The organism is Streptomyces sp. NBC_00425, assembly GCF_036030735.1.
Lineage (GTDB): Bacteria > Actinomycetota > Actinomycetes > Streptomycetales > Streptomycetaceae > Streptomyces.
Window position 1 is genome coordinate 5962573 of the sequence record NZ_CP107928.1, and the last position, 17240, is coordinate 5979812.

The 17240-nt window shown below is 73.1% G+C and carries 14 protein-coding genes; 13 read left to right on the top strand and 1 reads right to left on the bottom strand.

The window, feature by feature from the left end; translation table 11 throughout:
- The first annotated feature begins 106 nt into the window (after window positions 1–106).
- The 6 genes from OHS82_RS26015 to OHS82_RS26040 all read left to right on the top strand — a co-directional run bounded on the left by OHS82_RS26015 (window position 107) and on the right by OHS82_RS26040 (window position 7252).
- Entirely contained in the window at window positions 107–703 is a 597-nt protein-coding gene (locus tag OHS82_RS26015; RefSeq protein WP_328434640.1) for a CGNR zinc finger domain-containing protein, read from the top strand.
- A gap of 384 nt (window positions 704–1087) precedes the next feature.
- Window positions 1088–1609: a sigma-70 family RNA polymerase sigma factor gene (locus OHS82_RS26020; RefSeq protein WP_010039908.1), complete on the top strand. Its 522-nt coding sequence runs from the start codon at window positions 1088–1090 to the stop codon at window positions 1607–1609.
- Entirely contained in the window at window positions 1609–2442 is an 834-nt protein-coding gene (locus OHS82_RS26025; RefSeq protein WP_277922360.1) for an anti-sigma factor family protein, read from the top strand. Before OHS82_RS26020 ends, OHS82_RS26025 begins: the two co-directional genes overlap by 1 nt.
- Window positions 2443–2511: 69 nt before the next feature.
- Window positions 2512–4908, top strand: a complete 2397-nt coding sequence (locus OHS82_RS26030) for a HelD family protein (RefSeq protein ID WP_328434641.1) — start codon at window positions 2512–2514, stop codon at window positions 4906–4908.
- A gap of 331 nt (window positions 4909–5239) precedes the next feature.
- The gene (locus tag OHS82_RS26035; RefSeq protein WP_057574422.1) at window positions 5240–6658 is read left to right on the top strand and encodes an NAD-dependent malic enzyme; all 1419 of its coding nucleotides are present in this window, start codon (window positions 5240–5242) and stop codon (window positions 6656–6658) included.
- 312 nt (window positions 6659–6970) lie between these two features.
- A complete protein-coding gene (locus OHS82_RS26040; protein ID WP_007382399.1) occupies window positions 6971–7252 on the top strand; it encodes an HU family DNA-binding protein in 282 nt (93 codons plus the stop codon).
- Between the two features lie 103 nt (window positions 7253–7355).
- Here the strand turns inward: OHS82_RS26040 and murA are convergent, their stop codons facing one another.
- Window positions 7356–8702 carry a UDP-N-acetylglucosamine 1-carboxyvinyltransferase gene (murA, locus tag OHS82_RS26045; RefSeq protein WP_057574423.1) on the bottom strand — a complete coding sequence of 449 codons (1347 nt, stop codon included), beginning with the start codon at window positions 8700–8702 and terminating at the stop codon, window positions 7356–7358.
- Between the two features lie 345 nt (window positions 8703–9047).
- On the opposite strand from murA, the gene OHS82_RS26050 reads away from it, so the two are divergent.
- From OHS82_RS26050 to OHS82_RS26080, 7 genes are all read left to right on the top strand, one after another.
- Window positions 9048–9620 carry a YqgE/AlgH family protein gene (locus OHS82_RS26050; protein ID WP_057574424.1) on the top strand — a complete coding sequence of 191 codons (573 nt, stop codon included), beginning with the start codon at window positions 9048–9050 and terminating at the stop codon, window positions 9618–9620.
- Window positions 9621–9662: 42 nt separating this feature from the next.
- Window positions 9663–9968 (top strand): DUF3039 domain-containing protein, encoded by a 306-nt coding sequence (locus OHS82_RS26055; RefSeq protein WP_057574425.1) that lies wholly within the window; start codon window positions 9663–9665, stop codon window positions 9966–9968.
- A gap of 253 nt (window positions 9969–10221) precedes the next feature.
- The gene (locus tag OHS82_RS26060; protein WP_328436108.1) at window positions 10222–11841 is read left to right on the top strand and encodes a beta-N-acetylhexosaminidase; all 1620 of its coding nucleotides are present in this window, start codon (window positions 10222–10224) and stop codon (window positions 11839–11841) included.
- A 237-nt stretch (window positions 11842–12078) separates the two neighbouring features.
- A complete protein-coding gene (locus OHS82_RS26065) occupies window positions 12079–12972 on the top strand; it encodes an FAD binding domain-containing protein (protein WP_057574427.1) in 894 nt (297 codons plus the stop codon).
- On the top strand, window positions 12969–14729 hold the full coding sequence (locus tag OHS82_RS26070) for a 2Fe-2S iron-sulfur cluster-binding protein (protein WP_328434642.1): 1761 nt from the start codon (window positions 12969–12971) through the stop codon (window positions 14727–14729). The genes OHS82_RS26065 and OHS82_RS26070 overlap by 4 nt, the downstream gene beginning before the upstream one ends.
- Entirely contained in the window at window positions 14726–17035 is a 2310-nt protein-coding gene (locus OHS82_RS26075; protein ID WP_057574429.1) for a xanthine dehydrogenase family protein molybdopterin-binding subunit, read from the top strand. The genes OHS82_RS26070 and OHS82_RS26075 overlap by 4 nt, the downstream gene beginning before the upstream one ends.
- On the top strand, window positions 17032–17202 hold the full coding sequence (locus OHS82_RS26080) for a hypothetical protein (RefSeq protein ID WP_157876245.1): 171 nt from the start codon (window positions 17032–17034) through the stop codon (window positions 17200–17202). Before OHS82_RS26075 ends, OHS82_RS26080 begins: the two co-directional genes overlap by 4 nt.
- Window positions 17203–17240: the final 38 nt, after the last annotated feature.

A 17240-nucleotide genomic window follows, 5' to 3' on the forward strand; every position in this document is an offset into this window, starting at 1 on the left:
CCGCGACTGCCCCGGGGAGTGGCCGCGGACGGGCTGGTTATCGGCTTCCCGCGCTGGCACTGTGAGGGGAAGGGTTCTTCCGGGAGAACGCCCAAGGCGGTGGCGCATGGCACTGGGGACGGTCACGGACTTCCACGAGCTGCGGTTCGACGCCGGGCGGTGTTGTCTCGACCTGCTGGCGACCAGTCACCCCCAGGAACATCTCGACGGCGTCGCGCCGTTGTGCGCGTGGATCCGCGGCTGCGGACTCGTCCCGCCGGGCACCCCGCTGACCCACGCCGACCCCTCGTGGCCGCCCGCCTTCCGGGAACTGCGGCGCAATGTAGGACAGTTGGTGCACGGGTGGCTCGCCCACACCTCCGCCGCCCCCCACGATCTCGCGCTGGCCCGGGTCAACGACGCCGCCCGGATCGCGCCGCCCGTCCCTCGCGCGGTGCGCGGCGAGGACGGCGCGCTGGTGCGCGAGTTGGAACGGCCGCCGGGCTGCGCCGCGCTGCTCGCCGCGGTCGCCCTGGACGCGGTGGAACTGCTCACCGATCCGGTCGCCCGGGGCGGGCTGCGGCAGTGCGCGGGGGACAACTGCCCGATCGTGTACGTCGACACCTCCCGGGGCCGGCGCCGGCGCTGGTGTTCCAGCGAGGTCTGCGGAAACCGGGAACGGGTCGCGCGGCACCGCCGACGCGCCGCGCTCGCGCGCGCCTGAGTCCCCGTCGGGCGCCCTTCCGGGCCGCACTCCGGGTGACCGTCCGCCAACTGCCCTGTCGGGTATGCGGCTTTCGTGGACCCGCGGCCTGGCCGTTGTCGAAGTGATTTCGATTACACACCGTTTACCCCCGGCGGTCGGCGGGCAGTCGGCGCGATCTTGTCGGTGTGGCGGATTTGTAAAGAAAAGACGGTGGGAATGTGCCGCCATGTCCCCCTCGTCATGACACCCGGAAGAAAAGTGTCCCCGCGGTTTGAACGCTCAACACCCCCCCTGCGTACCCGTCGTCGAGCGACCGAACGGGGGATCCCCCGGACACCGGAGGTGGGCGTGCGCAAAGATGCGGCCGTGGCCAATGAACGTGGATCGAGGGCCCGACATCGCATGTCCCAGCCCTCGGAACCTGACGAGGAGCTGATGCGTGCTCTGTATCGGGAGCATGCCGGACCCCTGCTTGCGTATGTCCTGCGCCTGGTTGCCGGAGATCGGCAGCGTGCCGAGGACGTCGTGCAGGAGACGCTCATCCGTGCCTGGAAGAACGCCGGTCAGCTCAATCGGGCGACCGGATCGGTACGCCCCTGGCTGGTGACGGTCGCACGTCGCATCGTCATCGACGGCCACCGCAGCCGGCAGGCCCGGCCGCAGGAGGTCGACCCGTCGCCGCTGGAGGTCATTCCTGCGGAGGACGAGATCGACAAGGCGCTGTGGCTGATGACGCTGTCCGACGCGCTCGACGACCTGACCCCGGCCCACCGGGAGGTGCTCGTCGAGACGTACTTCAAGGGGCGTACCGTCAACGAGGCGGCCGAGACGCTCGGCATACCCAGCGGCACCGTGCGCTCAAGGGTGTTCTACGCCCTGCGATCGATGAAGCTGGCTCTGGAGGAGCGGGGGGTGACGGCGTGATGAGCATTTACGGGGGGTTCGGAGCAGGTGGGCCGGGTATGTCTGGCCCCATGCAGGGATCTGTGGGATCTCCGAGCCCGAGCGAACACGAGACCGTCGGCGCCTACGCCCTCGGCATCCTCGACGACGCCGAGGCGACCGCCTTCGAAGCCCATCTCGCCGGCTGCGAATGGTGCGCCCAGCAGCTCGACGAGCTCGCCGGGATGGAGCCGATGCTGGCCGCGCTCGCGGACCTGCCGGGTTCCGGCACCCCGGCGATCGGCGACTCCCTGTCCGCCCGCCCCAGCCCGCGTCTCGCCGAGCGGCTGGTCGACGAGATCTCCGAGCGTCGCGCGCTCAAGCGCCGCCGCTCCTTCTTCCTGGTGGCGGCCGCGGCCGCGCTGATCATCGGCGGCCCCCTCACGGTGCTGGCCGCGACCGGCGGCGACGGCGGGAGCAAGGGCGTCCAGGCGGGCTCCACCAAGTCCGCGAACGCCGCCAAGGACGCCTTCGACACGCTCGCCCAGCGGGTCTCCGCGACCGACTCCGCCACCAAGGTCTCCGCGACCGTCGCCATGGGCGAGAAGGCGTGGGGCACGGAGATCGGCGTCGAGCTCAAGAACGTCAAGGGCCCGGAGAAGTGCTCGCTGATCGCCGTCGGCAAGAACGGCGAGCGTGAGACGGTCTCCTCCTGGTCGGTGCCGGACTGGGGCTACGGCCTCCCCGACGCCAAGACCGAACAGGCCAAGAACCCGCTCTACGTATCCGGCGGCGCAGCCTTCAAGACCAACGAGATCGACCACTTCGAGGTCATGACCTTCGACGGCAAGAAGCTCGTCCAGGTCGACGCGTAGTCGCGCATGGCTTCGCGGGCCCCCTTCGCGTACGGTTGACGGCTGCCCAGCACGTCAGAAGGGGGCCCGGTGGCCGCTCAGGCACAGCAGGAGACCGTGGTCGGATCGGTCGACGAAGCCGCGCAGGATTCCATGGGGGATTCGGTGCGGGACCGAGAGATCAGCGTCGAACAGGTACACCTCGACCGGGTGTACCGCCGCCTCGAGGAGAAGATCCACGAGGCCGAGTTCCTCATGAACGACGCGGCCCAGCGCGGCCAGGTCGGCACGCCCGGCGCCCTCGCCGAACGGGACGCCCAGGTCTTCCGGGCCGGCGTCCACCTCAACCGGCTCAACAACGAGTTCGAGGACTTCCTGTTCGGGCGGATCGACCTGTTGCTCGGCAAGGACGGCAAGAAGGGCCCGGACGGCGCCTACACCGCCGTCGAGCCCGCCGAGGGCGCCGTCCGCCCCGACAACACGGCCGACATCGCCGAGACGCTGCACATCGGCCGGATCGGCGTCCTCGACTCCGAGTACGCGCCGCTGGTCATCGACTGGCGGGCGCCCGCGGCCGCCCCGTTCTACCGCTCCACCCCCGTCGACCCGGGGCGCGTCGTGCGCCGCCGGGTCATCCGCTCCAAGGGACGGCGCGTCCTCGGCGTCGAGGACGACCTGATGCGTCCCGAGTTGAGAGCGACCCTGGACGGCGGCGAACTGCCCGTCATCGGCGACGGCGCCCTCATGGCCGCCCTCGGCCAGGCCCGCAGCCACACCATGCGCGACATCGTCGCCTCCATCCAGGCCGAGCAGGACCTCGTCATCCGCGCGCCCGCCGCCTCCGTCACGTACGTCGAGGGCGGGCCGGGCACCGGGAAGACCGCCGTCGCGCTGCACCGGGCCGCCTATCTGCTCTACCAGGACCGGCGTCGCTACTCCGGCGGCATCCTGATCGTCTCGCCCACGCCCCTGCTGGTGGCCTACACCGAGGGCGTGCTCCCCTCCCTCGGCGAGGAGGGCCAGGTCGCCATCCGCGCCATCGGCTCCCTCGTCGACGGCGCCGAGGCCACCCTGTACGACTCCCCGGCGGTGGCCCGGGCCAAGGGGTCGTACAGGATGCTGAAGGTGCTGCGCAAAGCCGCCCGCGGCGCACTGGAGAACGGCGCCGACGGCGGCCGGGGCGCGACCCGGGCGACGCAGCTCGGCTTCGACGAGCCCGACGAGGCTCCCGCGCCCGTGGGCACGCCCAGCCGCCTGCGCGTCGTCGCGTTCGGCCGCCGGCTGGAGCTGGAGGCCTCCGACCTGCAGCGCGTCCGGCACAACGCGCTCAGCGGCACCGCCCCGGTGAACCTCCTGCGCCCCCGCGCCCGCAAGCTGCTCCTGGACGCCCTGTGGGAGCGCTCCGGCGCGTCCGGCCGGCACAGCGACCCGGAGCTCGCCGCCGAGCTGCGCTCCTCCTTCGACGAGGACGTGAGCGCCGAGGACGCCTTCATCGCCTTCCTCGACGCCTGGTGGCCCGAGCTCACCCCGCAGGCCGTCCTGCGGGGCATGGCCGACGAACGGCGGCTGGGCCGCTGGGCCCGCCGCATCCTCAACCCCGGCGAGGTCCGCAAGGTCGCCCGCTCCCTCAAGCGCGACGGGCTCTCCGTGCACGACATCGCCATGCTCGACGAGCTCCAGGCGATCCTCGGCGCCCCGGCCCGCCCGCGCAAGAGACGCGAGCTGGACCCGCTGGACCAGCTCAGCGGTCTCGAGGAGCTGATGCCGGTGCGCGAGGAGACGCAGCGCGAGCGCGCCGAGCGGCTCGCGCAGGAGCGCACCGAGTACGCGCACGTCATCGTCGACGAGGCGCAGGACCTCACCCCGATGCAGTGGCGCATGGTCGGCCGCCGCGGCCGGCACGCCACCTGGACCGTCGTCGGCGATCCGGCCCAGTCCTCCTGGTCCGACCCCGACGAGGCCGCCGAGGCCCGCGACGAGGCCCTCGGCTCCCGCCCCCGCCGCCGCTTCCAGCTGACGGTGAACTACCGCAACCCGGCCGAGATCGCCGAGCTGGCCGCCCGGGTGCTGGCCCTCGCCATGCCGGGCGCGGAGTCCCCGTCGGCGGTCAGGTCGACGGGTGTCGTGCCCCGCTTCACGGCCGCCCGCGGCTCCCTGGCGCCGACGGTGCGCGCGGAGGCCGAGCGGCTCCTCGAGCGCGTGGACGGCACCGTCGGCGTCGTCGTCGCCATGAACCGCCGTGAGGAGGCCAGGCGCTGGCTGGCCGGTCTCGGGGACCGTGTGGTGGCGCTCGGCAGCCTGGAGGCCAAGGGCCTGGAGTACGACGCCACGGTCGTCGTCTCGCCGGCGGAGATCGCCGACGAGTCGCCGGCCGGCCTGCGGGTGCTGTACGTCGCCCTCACCCGGGCGACGCAGCAGCTCACGGTGGTGTCCGGGGAGCGGGACGAGCCGGACGGGCACGGGGTGCCGGACCTTCTGCGGGACTGATCGAGGTGAACTGCCCGCACGGGAATGGCGTTCGGGCATCCGTTTGTTAGCCTGGTCGTGACACCGGCTCGATCCAAGCCCCCGGGCCCAACCTTCGTCGCTACGAGCGACCACTTGCCGCGAGGCGAGCATGGCGGGTCGGTGTCATGAACGAGGGGAGAGGCCCGCATCACCTGTGATGCGGGCCTCTTTCCTGTGCCGGGCCGGGCCGCGTCCACCCGTTACGTCGAGAACAAAACGATCGCAATTCGGGGCGGCTTTCACGTACTCGTCGGTAGGTGCGACGATCGGACCGCAATCCCGCGACCCAGCAGTGCAGAGGAAGTCGGCCATGGCAACGGCGCCCAGCGTCTCCTACTCGATGACGGTCCGGCTGGAGGTGCCCGCGAGCGGCACCGCGGTCTCCCAGCTCACCGGGGCCGTCGAGTCCCACGGAGGCTCGGTGACCGGCCTCGACGTCACGGCGTCCGGCCATGAGAAGCTCCGCATCGACGTGACCATCGCCGCCACCTCCACCTCGCACGCCGACGAGATCGTCGAGCAGCTGCGCGGCATCGAGGGCGTCACCCTCGGCAAGGTCTCCGACCGTACGTTCCTGATGCACCTCGGCGGCAAGATCGAGATGGCGTCCAAGCACCCCATCCGCAACCGTGACGACCTCTCGATGATCTACACGCCGGGCGTGGCCCGCGTCTGCATGGCGATCGCCGAGAACCCCGAGGACGCCCGCCGCCTCACCATCAAGCGCAACTCCGTTGCGGTCGTGACGGACGGCTCCGCCGTGCTGGGCCTCGGCAACATCGGCCCGAAGGCCGCGCTGCCCGTCATGGAGGGCAAGGCGGCCCTCTTCAAGCGGTTCGCCGGCATCGACGCCTGGCCGCTGTGCCTGGACACCCAGGACACCGACGCCATCGTCGAGATCGTCAAGGCGATCGCCCCCGGCTTCGCGGGCATCAACCTCGAGGACATCTCAGCCCCCCGCTGCTTCGAGATCGAGGCCCGGCTGCGCGAGGCCCTCGACATCCCCGTCTTCCACGACGACCAGCACGGCACCGCGATCGTCGTCCTCGCCTCCCTCACCAACGCCCTGCGCGTCGTGGGCAAGGGCATCGGCGACGTGCGCGTGGTCATGTCGGGCGCGGGCGCGGCCGGCACGGCCATCCTCAAGCTGCTGATCGCCGCCGGGGTCAAGAACGCGGTCGTCGCCGACATCCACGGCGTGGTCCACGCGGACCGCCCGGACCTCGTCGACGCGGCCCCCGACTCGGCACTGTGCTGGATCGCCGACAACACCAACCCCGAGGGCCTCACCGGCACTCTGAAGGAGGCCGTGCGCGGCGCGGACGTCTTCATCGGCGTCTCCGCCCCGAACGTCCTCGACGGCGACGACGTGGCCGCGATGGCCGAGGGCTCCATCGTGTTCGCGCTCGCGAACCCCGACCCCGAGGTCGACCCGGCGGTCGCCCGCCTGACGGCCGCCGTCGTGGCCACCGGCCGCTCCGACTTCCCCAACCAGATCAACAACGTTCTGGTCTTCCCGGGCGTCTTCCGCGGCCTGCTGGACGCGCAGTCCCGCACCGTCAACACGGAGATGATGCTCGCGGCCGCGAAGGCCCTCGCGGACGTCGTGAGCGAGGACGAGCTGAACGCGAACTACATCATCCCGAGCGTCTTCAACGACAAGGTGGCGGGCGCGGTGGCGGGCGCGGTGCGCGACGCGGCCAAGGCCGCCGGGGCGTCGGCCCCGTAGCCTTTGTAGGCTCTGTCGTGCAGCACGCGGGGGCCCGGGGCGGTCTGTGACGATCGCCACGACGGCCCCCGCACCGGCGCGTCGTGGAACGTCGCGCCGTGGACGGCCCTCTAGGGTTGCGCCCGAGCCGAGCGCTCTCGTGTGACTCCCAAGGGTTGTCTCACGACTCCGAGCGGGTGCCGGATTGGCTTTCCCGCCGCAGGTAGGGGCAGGATGCGTCCCTGGGCGCGAGCACAACGACTTCGCTGTGCCCCACAGGCGGCTCAGCCGCGTGGCACGCCTCAACGGCAAGAAGAACACGGGAGTAACAACATGAACCGCAGTGAGCTGGTGGCCGCGCTGGCCGACCGCGCCGAGGTGACCCGTAAGGACGCCGACGCCGTTCTGGCCGCGTTCGCCGAGACCGTCGGCGAGATCGTCGCCAAGGGCGACGAGAAGGTCACCATCCCCGGCTTCCTGACCTTCGAGCGCACCCACCGTGCCGCTCGCACGGCGCGCAACCCGCAGACCGGTGACCCGATCCAGATCCCGGCCGGCTACAGCGTCAAGGTCTCCGCGGGCAGCAAGCTCAAGGAAGCCGCCAAGGGCAAGTAGGCCTTCGCGTACGCGACGGGATCTGCGTACGAGGCTCAGCAACGCGAATGGGGCGGCTCCCCTCGGGGAGCCGCCCCATCGTCGTACGCGGACAGCGGGTCGGCTAGCCGAGTGCCTTGCCCGGCAGTTCCACCTTCGCGCCGAGCTCGACCAGCTTCTCCATGAAGTTCTCGTAGCCGCGGTTGATGAGCTCGATGCCGTGCACGCGGGAGGTGCCCTGGGCCGCGAGGGCGGCGATCAGGTACGAGAAGCCGCCGCGCAGGTCGGGGATGACCAGATCGGCGCCCTGGAGCTTCGTGGGACCCGACACGACCGCGGAGTGCAGGAAGTTGCGCTGCCCGAAGCGGCAGTCGGAGCCGCCGAGGCACTCGCGGTAGAGCTGGATGTGGGCGCCCATCTGGTTGAGCGCCGAGGTGAAGCCCAGCCGGGACTCGTAGACCGTCTCGTGGACGATCGACAGGCCGGTGGCCTGGGTGAGGGCGACGACCAGCGGCTGCTGCCAGTCGGTCTGGAAGCCGGGGTGCACGTCCGTCTCGAGCGCGATGGACTTCAGGTTGCCGCCGGGGTGCCAGAAGCGGATGCCCTCGTCGTCGATCTCGAAGGCGCCGCCGACCTTGCGGTAGGTGTTCAGGAACGTCATCATCGAGCGCTGCTGGGCCCCGCGGACGTAGATGTTGCCCTCCGTCGCCAGCGCCGCCGACGCCCAGGACGCGGCCTCCAGGCGGTCCGACAGGGCGGCGTGGTTGTAGCCGCCGAGCTTGTCGACGCCGGTGACGCGGATGGTGCGGTCGGTGTCCATCGCGATGATGGCGCCCATCTTCTGCAGCACGCAGATGAGGTCCTCGATCTCCGGCTCCACGGCCGCGTTCGAGAGCTCGGTGACGCCCTCCGCCAGGACGGCCGTCAGCAGCACCTGCTCGGTCGCGCCGACCGACGGGTACGGCAGCCGGATCTTCGTGCCGCGCAGCCGCCGCGGCGCCTCCAGGTACTGCCCGTCCTCGCGCTTCTCGATCGTCGCGCCGAACTGCCGCAGCACCTCGAAGTGGAAGTCGATGGGCCGCCCGCCGATGTCGCACCCGCCGAGGCCGGGGATGAAGGCGTGGCCGAGACGGTGCAGCAGCGGACCGCAGAGGAGGATCGGGATGCGGCTGGAACCCGCGTGGGCGTCGATGTCGGCGACGTTCGCGCTCTCGACGTAGGTCGGGTCGAGCACCAGCTCGCCCGGCTCCTCGCCCGGACGGACCGTCACCCCGTGCAGTTGCAGCAGACCGCGCACGACCCGCACGTCACGGATGTCCGGAACGTTGCGCAGCCGGCTCGGCTCACTGCCCAGCAGGGCGGCGACCATGGCCTTGGGTACGAGGTTCTTCGCACCGCGGACCCGGATCTCGCCCTCGAGCGGGGTGCCGCCGTGGACAAGCAGTACGTCGTCAGAGCCGTTGACGGTCATGTGTCTCGCGTTCCATGGATGGTGGATCAGGGCAGGGCCGTTGGGGTGGGGGCAGGGCCAGATGAGACAGAGTAATCGCCGTCGGCCCCTGTGCCGTAAGCCCGAGGACGCCTCAGGATCGTCATGGCTGTGTCACAACACGAACGGTTCCCCGGCGGGCACACAAGGTCACCGCCGCCCGTCCGTGCGGCGCGTGCGCCCGGTCCGCGTCCGTGCGCCCGTCCGGCTCCCGCGGCCCCCCTCGGCCGACGTCCCACCGGCTCGCACCTCCTCGTTCCCTCGCGCGCACCCTCGCACCCCGCATTGCCTCCCCACTCCGCGGGAAGATGCGGGATCATGTCTGGCATGACCGAGGTGTCCTCGCTCACAGGGCGGCTGCTCGTGGCCACGCCCGCCCTGGCGGACCCGAACTTCGACCGTGCGGTGGTGCTCCTCCTCGACCACGACGAGGAGGGCTCGCTGGGCGTTGTCCTCAACCGGCCCACCCCGGTGGGCGTCGGCGACATCCTGGAGGACTGGGCGGAGCTCGCGGGCGAACCCGGCGTCGTCTTCCAGGGCGGCCCGGTCTCCCTCGACTCGGCCCTCGGGATCGCCGTCATCCCGGGCGGCGGGGCCGTCGACGGCGCCCCGCTCGGCTGGCGCAGGGTGCACGGCGCGATCGGGCTCGTCGACCTGGAGGCGCCGCCGCAGCTCCTCGCCGCGGCTCTCGGCTCCCTGCGGATCTTCGCCGGGTACGCGGGCTGGGGGCCCGGCCAGCTCGAGGACGAGCTCGTGGAGGGCGCCTGGTACGTCGTGGAGTCCGAGCCCGGTGACGTGTCCTCGCCGTCCCCCGAACGGCTCTGGCGCGAGGTGCTGCGCCGCCAGCGCAACGACCTGGCGATGGTCGCCACCTATCCGGACGACGCCTCGCTGAACTGATGCGCGTGAGCATCCCGGCCCGGCTTCAGTACGCTTGGCGCCATGAGCACTCTTGAGCCTGAGACCCAGCCCCAGCCCCAGCGAGGCACGGGGACGGGGACCCTCGTGGAGCCGACGCCGCAGGTGTCGCACGGCGACGGGGACCACGAGCGCTTCGCCCACTACGTCCAGAAGGACAAGATCATGGCGAGCGCCCTCGACGGGACGCCCGTCGTGGCGCTGTGCGGCAAGGTCTGGGTGCCGGGTCGCGACCCGAAGAAGTACCCGGTGTGCCCCATGTGCAAGGAGATCTTCGAGTCCATGGCGGGCGGCGGGGACGACAAGGGCAAGGGCGGCGACAAGAAGTAGCCCGCGCGGCTTCCGGGCCCCCGAGGGCGCGTTTCGACGCGTCTCGGGGGCCTTCGGCGTGTGCGTCGCCGTGCGGGGGTGCGCCGGGCGGCGCCCGGAGGTCACAGATTGGTCCAGACCTCTTGTCGGGGCGATCTCCCGGTCCTAGCCTCCGGTGTGTGGTGCAGACCAGTGCAGCCATCGCGCAGGCCGCTCCCGGAGGTCCTGCGCGCATGCGGTTCCGGAGCCCCGAAGGACTGACGTGACGTCTGCGATGGATCTCGTCCCCGCGCCCCGCTCCGTCGAGGGCCCCATGCGCTGCGGCGTCCTGTTCGGCGAGGACACCACCCTGTGGGCCGCCCCCGGCACGGAGACCGCCGAGCGCTGGCTGCGCACCACGCTCGGCGCGGCGCTCGGCCTGCCCCTGCGGCCCGGACCGCGGGACGCCCGCGACGGCGTACGGCTGTGCCTGGACGACACGCTGGAGCCCGAGGCGTACCGGCTGAGCGTCGTCGCGAATCGGGGCGTCGAGATCCGCGGCGGGGGCCCCTCCGGCGTCTTCTGGGGCGCCCAGACGCTGCGGCAGCTCCTCGGTCCGGAAGCCTTCCGGCGCGCCCCCGTCCGGCCGGGGACCAGGTACGGCGTCCCGCACCAGATCATCGAGGACGCCCCCCGGTTCCGCTGGCGCGGTCTCATGCTCGACGTCGCCCGGCACTTCATGCCCAAGGACGGCGTCCTGCGCTACCTGGACCTGATGGCGGCGCACAAACTCAACGTCTTCCATCTCCATCTGACGGACGACCAGGGCTGGCGGATCGAGATCCGCAGGCATCCCCGGCTCACCGAGGTCGGCTCCTGGCGGGCCCGCACGAAATTCGGCCATGGCGCCTCGCCGCTGTGGGACGACAGGCCGCACGGCGGCTTCTACACCCAGGACGACGTCCGGGAGATCGTCGCGTACGCGGCGCAGCGGCACATCGCCGTCGTCCCCGAGATCGACGTGCCCGGCCACTCGCAGGCCGCGATCGCCGCGTACCCGGAACTCGGCAACACCGACGTCGTCGACACCACCGCCCTCTCCGTCTGGGACACCTGGGGGATCAACCCGAACGTGCTCGCCCCCACCGAGCACACCCTGCGTTTCTACGAGGGGGTCTTCGAGGAGGTGCTGGAACTGTTCCCCTCGGAGTTCGTCCACGTCGGGGGTGACGAATGCCTCAAGGACCAGTGGCGGCGTTCACCGGCCGCCCAGGCCCGCATCGGGGAACTCGGCCTCGCGGACGAGGACCAGCTGCAGTCCTGGTTCATCCGCCACTTCGACACCTGGCTCGCCGCGCGCGGGCGGCGCCTCATCGGCTGGGACGAGATCCTGGAGGGCGGGCTCGCGGACGGTGCGGCCGTGTCCTCCTGGCGCGGCTACGCGGGCGGGATCGCCGCCGCGCGGGCCGGACACGACGTGGTGATGTGCCCGGAGCAGCAGGTGTACCTCGACCACCGGCAGGCGGCCGGAGCGGACGAGCCCGTGCCGATCGGCTACGTCCGCACCCTGGAGGACGTCTATCGGTTCGACCCCGTTCCCTCGGAGTTGACGCCGGAACAGGCGCGGCACGTGCTCGGCGCGCAGGCCAACCTGTGGACCGAGGCGATGGAGGACCACACGCGCGTGGACTACCAGGCCTTTCCCCGCCTCGCCGCCTTCGCCGAGGTCGCCTGGAGCGACCTGCCCGCCCCGCGGGAACGGGACTTCGCCGGCTTCGAGCGGCGGATGCGGGCCCACTACGCGCGGCTCGACGCCCTGGGCGTCAGCTACCGCCCGCCGGACGGACCCCGGCCGTGGCAGCGGCGCCCCGGCGTCCTCGGGCGGCCCCTCGAGGGAAGGCCCCCGAACCGGTGATCCGGGGCGTCACGGCAAAACCCCGGCAGGGTCACCGAAGAGAGGCAATTCGCGCGCACCGGTGATGCCGTGTGAAAACGGACCATCTGTGCGACGAGGTGGGCGAATGCCTCCTAGCGGACCCCCGCGCTCGGGTGTTGCGAAGATGTGCCAGAGTTGCCACGTCCGCCCTGTCAGCACGTACCGTACGGCAACACAGGTGGGACCAGGTGGGGCAGCGGGAAGGGGCAGCCGGTTTTGAGCACGCATGCACCGCAGGCGGCGCAGGCCGTCACGCTGCCCACGACTCTGGACGACGCCGTGGCGGCCCTGGCGGCCATGCCCGCGGCCGTTCCCGTGGCCGGCGGCACCGACCTGATGGCCGCCGTGAACTCGGGGCAGCTGCGCCCCGCCGGCCTGGTGGGCCTCGGCCGGATCAGCGAGATCCGCGGCTGGCAGTACCAGGACGGCCACGCACTGCTCGGGGCCGGACTCACCCACGCGCGCATGGGCCGCCCCGACTTCGCCGCCCTGATCCCGGCGCTCGCCGCGGCCGCCCGTGCCGCGGGGCCGCCGCAGATCCGCAACGCGGGCACCCTGGGCGGCAACGTCGCCTCGGCCGCGCCCACGGGCGACGCGCTGCCCGTGCTGGCCGCGCTGGAGGCGACCCTGATCGTCGCGGGCCCGGGCGGAGCCCGCCGGGAGGTCCCGGTGTCGCACCTGCTGGCCGGCATGGAGATGCTGCGCGGCGGCGAGCTCATCGGGTACGTGCGCGTGCCCCTGCTGCACGCCCCGCAGGTCTTCCTGAAGGCCACCGGCCGCACCGGCCCGGGCCGCGCGGTGGCATCCGTGGCGCTGGTCCTCGACCCCGCGCGGCGCGGCGTCAGATGCGCGGTGGGCGCCATAGCGCCGATGCCGCTGCGGCCGCTCGAGGCCGAGCAGTGGGTCGCCCGGCTGATCGACTGGGACAACGGCCGCGCGATCGTCCCCGAGGCCCTCACGGCCTTCGGCGAGTACGTCGCCGCCGCCTGCATCCCCGACCCGGCGCCCGGCGTGGACGGCTCCGTGCCGGAACTCCCGCCCGCCGTACTGCACCTGCGGCGCACCGTCGCCGCACTGGCCCGACGAGCACTGGGGAGGGCGCTGTCGTGACCGACGAGCAGCAGGGGCCCGGACACGGACAGGAGAACGGGCAGGACCAGGGCGCGCCGCAGGGCGTCGGCCGCTGGGACCCGCTGCCCCACGGGGACTACGACGACGGCGCGACCGCCTTCGTGAAGCTCCCCGAGGGCGGCATCGACGCCCTTCTCGCGGGCCGCGGCGACAGCCCGCTCGCCGCGCCGGGCCACGGGTACGTGCCGCCGCAGATAGCGGTGGCGCCCCCCGCGGACGACGCCGCCACCTGGGCGGCCCCGGCCGGCGGCAGCGACTGGCCCGTCGCGCAGGACACCCCGCAGACGGTGGGAGACGACCGCTTCAGCTACAACCCGGGCGCGACCGGCCAGTGGACGTTCGAAGACACCTCGGCGGGCCCGGGCGCGCCGCAGTCCGCCCCCGCCCCGGGCCACGACGTGACCGGCCAGTGGTCGATCCCCGTCGCGGGCGGCGACCTTCCCGACGAATCGGGCGAGTTCACCTCGTCGTCCCTGGTCGAGCAGTGGGGCAGCACGCCCCCGGCCACCCTGCCCGGCGGCGCGTCCGCACCCTGGGCGACGGACCCGTCCGGCACGGCGCACCAGCCGTGGGCGCCGCCCGCCGACGAGGGCGGTCCGGCCGCCCGCCGGGCGACGGACCCGGCGCCGTACGGGCACGCGCCCGCGCACCCGTCGCCGCACGAGACCGGGACCGGGTTCGCGACGGAGCACGATCCGTCGGCCGCGGCCCCCGACCGGGTCCGCCCCGACGCCGAGCACACCGGCGAGCACCCGCACCCGGGCGGCGCGTTCGCCCCGGAGGTCTCCGCCGAGGCCTACACGGTGCCCGCCGACGGTCCCGCCGCGACCGCCCGGCAGGCCGCTGAGGCCGAGGAGGCCGCCGAGGGGCCCGGGGAGCTGGAGGCCGCCCGCGACGCCGCCCACGGCCCCGCGGAAGCCGTCCACCGGCCCGCGCAGCCGCCCACCGGGCCGGCCGCCGCGGACGACGACGCACCCGCCGGCGACGACCCGCAGACCTCCGCCCCGCATGCCTCCGACCCGCAGACCTCCGCCCCGCACGCCTCCGACCCGCAGCCGGCGGCCGACGAGGGCGCCGACGACGCCCCGCCGCCGTTCCACGAGGAACACCCCCTCGCCGGTTACGTACTGCGCGTCAACGGCTCCGACCGCCCCGTCACCGACGCCTGGATCGGCGAGTCCCTGCTCTACGTGCTGCGCGAGCGGCTCGGCCTCGCGGGCGCCAAGGACGGCTGCTCGCAGGGCGAGTGCGGCGCCTGCAACGTGCAGGTGGACGGACGGCTCGTCGCCTCCTGCCTGGTCCCGGCCGTCACCACCGCCGGCAGCGAGATCCGCACCGTCGAGGGGCTGGCCGTCGACGGACAGCCCTCGGACGTGCAGCGGGCCCTCGCCGCCTGCGGGGCCGTGCAGTGCGGCTTCTGCGTGCCCGGCATGGCGATGACCGTGCACGACCTGCTCGAGGGCAACCCGGCGCCGTCCGAGCTGGAGGCCCGCCAGGCCCTGTGCGGCAACCTGTGCCGCTGCTCCGGCTACCGGGGCGTCCTGCAGGCCGTCCAGGACGTCGTCGCCGAACGCCAGGCGCACGCCGACGCCGAGACGGACGGCGACGAAGCACGTATCCCCCATCAGGCGGGCCCGGGCGCGGGCGGCGTGCACGCGTCGGCGTTCGAGAACCCGGCACAGCCCCACCCGCATGACCCCGCATACGGGCAGGGCCAGGACGGAGGCCAGGCGTGACGAACGAAACCGCCACCGCGACGACCCCCGTGGACGCCGCCCCGGCCCCCGACCCGGCCCCGCACGGCCTCGGCGTGTCCCTGCAGCCCGCCGACGCGCGCGCCAAGACGGAGGGCACCTTCCCGTACGCGGCCGACCTGTGGGCCGAGGGCCTGCTCTGGGCGGCCGTCCTGCGCTCACCGCACCCGCACGCGCGCATCGTGTCCATCGACACGTCCCACGCGCGTGAGATGCCGGGCGTGCGGGCCGTCGTCACCCACGAGGACGTTCCGGGCCGCGCGCTGCACGGCCGGGGCACCGCGGACCGGCCGGTGTTCGCCTCCGAGGTGGTCCGCCACCACGGCGAGCCCATCGCGGCCGTCGCCGCCGACCACCCCGACACCGCGCGCATGGCCGCCGCGGCCGTCATCGTCGAGTACGAGACGCTCGACCCGGTGATCGACCCGGAGCAGGCCTTCGAGGCGGAGCCCCTGCACCCCGACGGCAACCTGATCCGGCACATCCCGCTGCACCACGGCGACCCCGACGCGGCCGGCGTCGTCGTCGTCGAGGGCCAGTACCGCATCGGGCGCGCCGACCCCGCCCCCATCGGCGCCGAGGCCGGCCTCGCCGTGCCCCGTCCCGACGGCGGCGTGGAGCTCTACCTCGCCTCCACCGACCCGCACGCCGACCGCGACACGGCCGCCGCCTGCTTCGGACTCGACCCCGAACGGGTGAAGATCGTCGTCACCGGAGTGCCCGGCGCCACCGCCGACCGCGAGGACCAGGGCTTCCAGCTCCCGCTGGGCCTGCTGGCCCTCAGGACCGGCTGTCCGGTGAAGCTCACGGCGACCCGCGAGGAGTCCTTCCTCGGCCACGCCCACCGCCACCCCACACTGCTGCGCTACCGCCACCACGCCGACGCCGAGGGCCGGCTGGTGAAGGTCGAGGCGCAGATCCTGCTGGACGCCGGCGCCTACGCGGACACCTCCGCCGAGGCCCTGGCCGCCGCCGTCTCCTTCGCCTGCGGCCCCTACGTGGTGCCGAACGCCTTCATCGAGGGCTGGGCGGTGCGCACCAACAACCCGCCGTCGGGCCATGTGCGCGGCGAGGGCGCGATGCAGGTCTGCGCCGCCTACGAGGCGCAGATGGACAAACTGGCGAAGAAGCTCGGCGTCGACCCGGCGGAGCTGCGGCTGCGCAACGTCATGGCGACCGGGGACGTCCTGCCCACCGGCCAGACGGTCACCTGCCCCGCCCCCGTCGCCGAACTCCTCCAGGCAGTCCAGGAGTTCCCCCTCCCGTCGCTCCCCAAGGACGCGCCCGAGGAGGACTGGCTGCTGCCCGGCGGCCCCGAGGGCGCGGGCGAACCGGGCGCGGTGCGCCGCGGCGTCGGCTACGGCCTGGGCATGGTCCACATGCTGGGCGCGGAGGGGGCCGACGAGGTCTCCACCGCCACCGTGAAGGTCCAGGACGGCGTCGCGACGGTGCTGTGCGCGGCGGTCGAGACCGGGCAGGGCTTCACCACGCTGGCCCGTCAGATCGTCCAGGAGACGCTGGGCGTCGACGAGGTCCACGTGGCCCCCGTGGACACCGACCAGCCCCCCGCGGGGCCCGGCTGCCGGGGCCGTCACACCTGGGTCTCGGGCGGCGCGGTGGAGCGTGCGGCGAAGATGGTCCGCACGCAGTTGCTCCAGCCGCTGGCGCACAAGTTCGGCATGTCCACGGAACTGCTGCAGATCACCGACGGCAAGATCACCTCCTACGACGGCGTCCTGTCGACGACCGTCACGGAGGAGATGCACGGCAAGGAGCTGTGGGCGACCGCGCAGTGCCGCCCGCACCCCACCGAGCCGCTGGACGCGGCCGGCCAGGGCGACGCCTTCGTCGGCCTCGCGTTCTGCGCGATCCGCGCGGTCGTGGACGTCGACATCGAACTCGGCTCGGTGCGGGTCGTGGAACTCGCCGTCGCCCAGGACGTCGGCCGGATCCTGAACCCGGCCCAGCTCGCCGCCCGCATCGAGGCGGGCGTGACGCAGGGCGTGGGCATCGCGCTCACCGAGAACCTGCGCACCCCCCGCGGCCTGATCCGCCACCCCGACCTCACCGGCTACGCCCTGCCGACGGCCCTGGACGCCCCGGACATCCGGATCGTCAAACTGGTCGAGGAGCGGGACGTGGTCGCGCCGTTCGGGGCGAAGGCGGCCAGCGCGGTCCCGGTCGTCACCTCGCCGGCGGCGATCGCCTCCGCCGTCCGCGCCGCGACGGGCCGCCCCGTCAACCGCCTCCCGATAAGGCCGCAGGCCGCGGTGGTGACCGACCGGTGAGCGACCCGGCGGCGGGCGATCCGACGGCGGGCGATCCGACGGGTGAGCGCCGGCCCGAAGCCCGGCAGTACGAACCCCCGCCGAGCGCAGGCAAGCTGCTGCTCTGGATCCTGCTGTTCGTGACGGCGGCGCTGGCCGTCGTGCTGGGCGGCGTCTACTTCACATGACGGGCCCGTACCGGCGTCCCGTGTTCGCGGGCGCGCAC

What these genes read in the sequence shown, in the direction of transcription:
- OHS82_RS26025 (WP_277922360.1), top strand. Translation starts at nt 1,609, where the DNA reads ATGAGCATTTACGGGGGGTTCGGAGCAGGTGGGCCGGGTATGTCTGGC.
- murA (WP_057574423.1), bottom strand. Translation starts at nt 8,702, where the DNA reads ATGACCGTCAACGGCTCTGACGACGTACTGCTTGTCCACGGCGGCACC.
- OHS82_RS26050 (WP_057574424.1), top strand. Translation starts at nt 9,048, where the DNA reads ATGACCGAGGTGTCCTCGCTCACAGGGCGGCTGCTCGTGGCCACGCCC.
- OHS82_RS26035 (WP_057574422.1), top strand. Translation starts at nt 5,240, where the DNA reads ATGGCAACGGCGCCCAGCGTCTCCTACTCGATGACGGTCCGGCTGGAG.
- OHS82_RS26015 (WP_328434640.1), top strand. Translation starts at nt 107, where the DNA reads ATGGCACTGGGGACGGTCACGGACTTCCACGAGCTGCGGTTCGACGCC.
- OHS82_RS26055 (WP_057574425.1), top strand. Translation starts at nt 9,663, where the DNA reads ATGAGCACTCTTGAGCCTGAGACCCAGCCCCAGCCCCAGCGAGGCACG.
- OHS82_RS26040 (WP_007382399.1), top strand. Translation starts at nt 6,971, where the DNA reads ATGAACCGCAGTGAGCTGGTGGCCGCGCTGGCCGACCGCGCCGAGGTG.
- OHS82_RS26020 (WP_010039908.1), top strand. Translation starts at nt 1,088, where the DNA reads ATGTCCCAGCCCTCGGAACCTGACGAGGAGCTGATGCGTGCTCTGTAT.
- OHS82_RS26060 (WP_328436108.1), top strand. Translation starts at nt 10,222, where the DNA reads ATGGATCTCGTCCCCGCGCCCCGCTCCGTCGAGGGCCCCATGCGCTGC.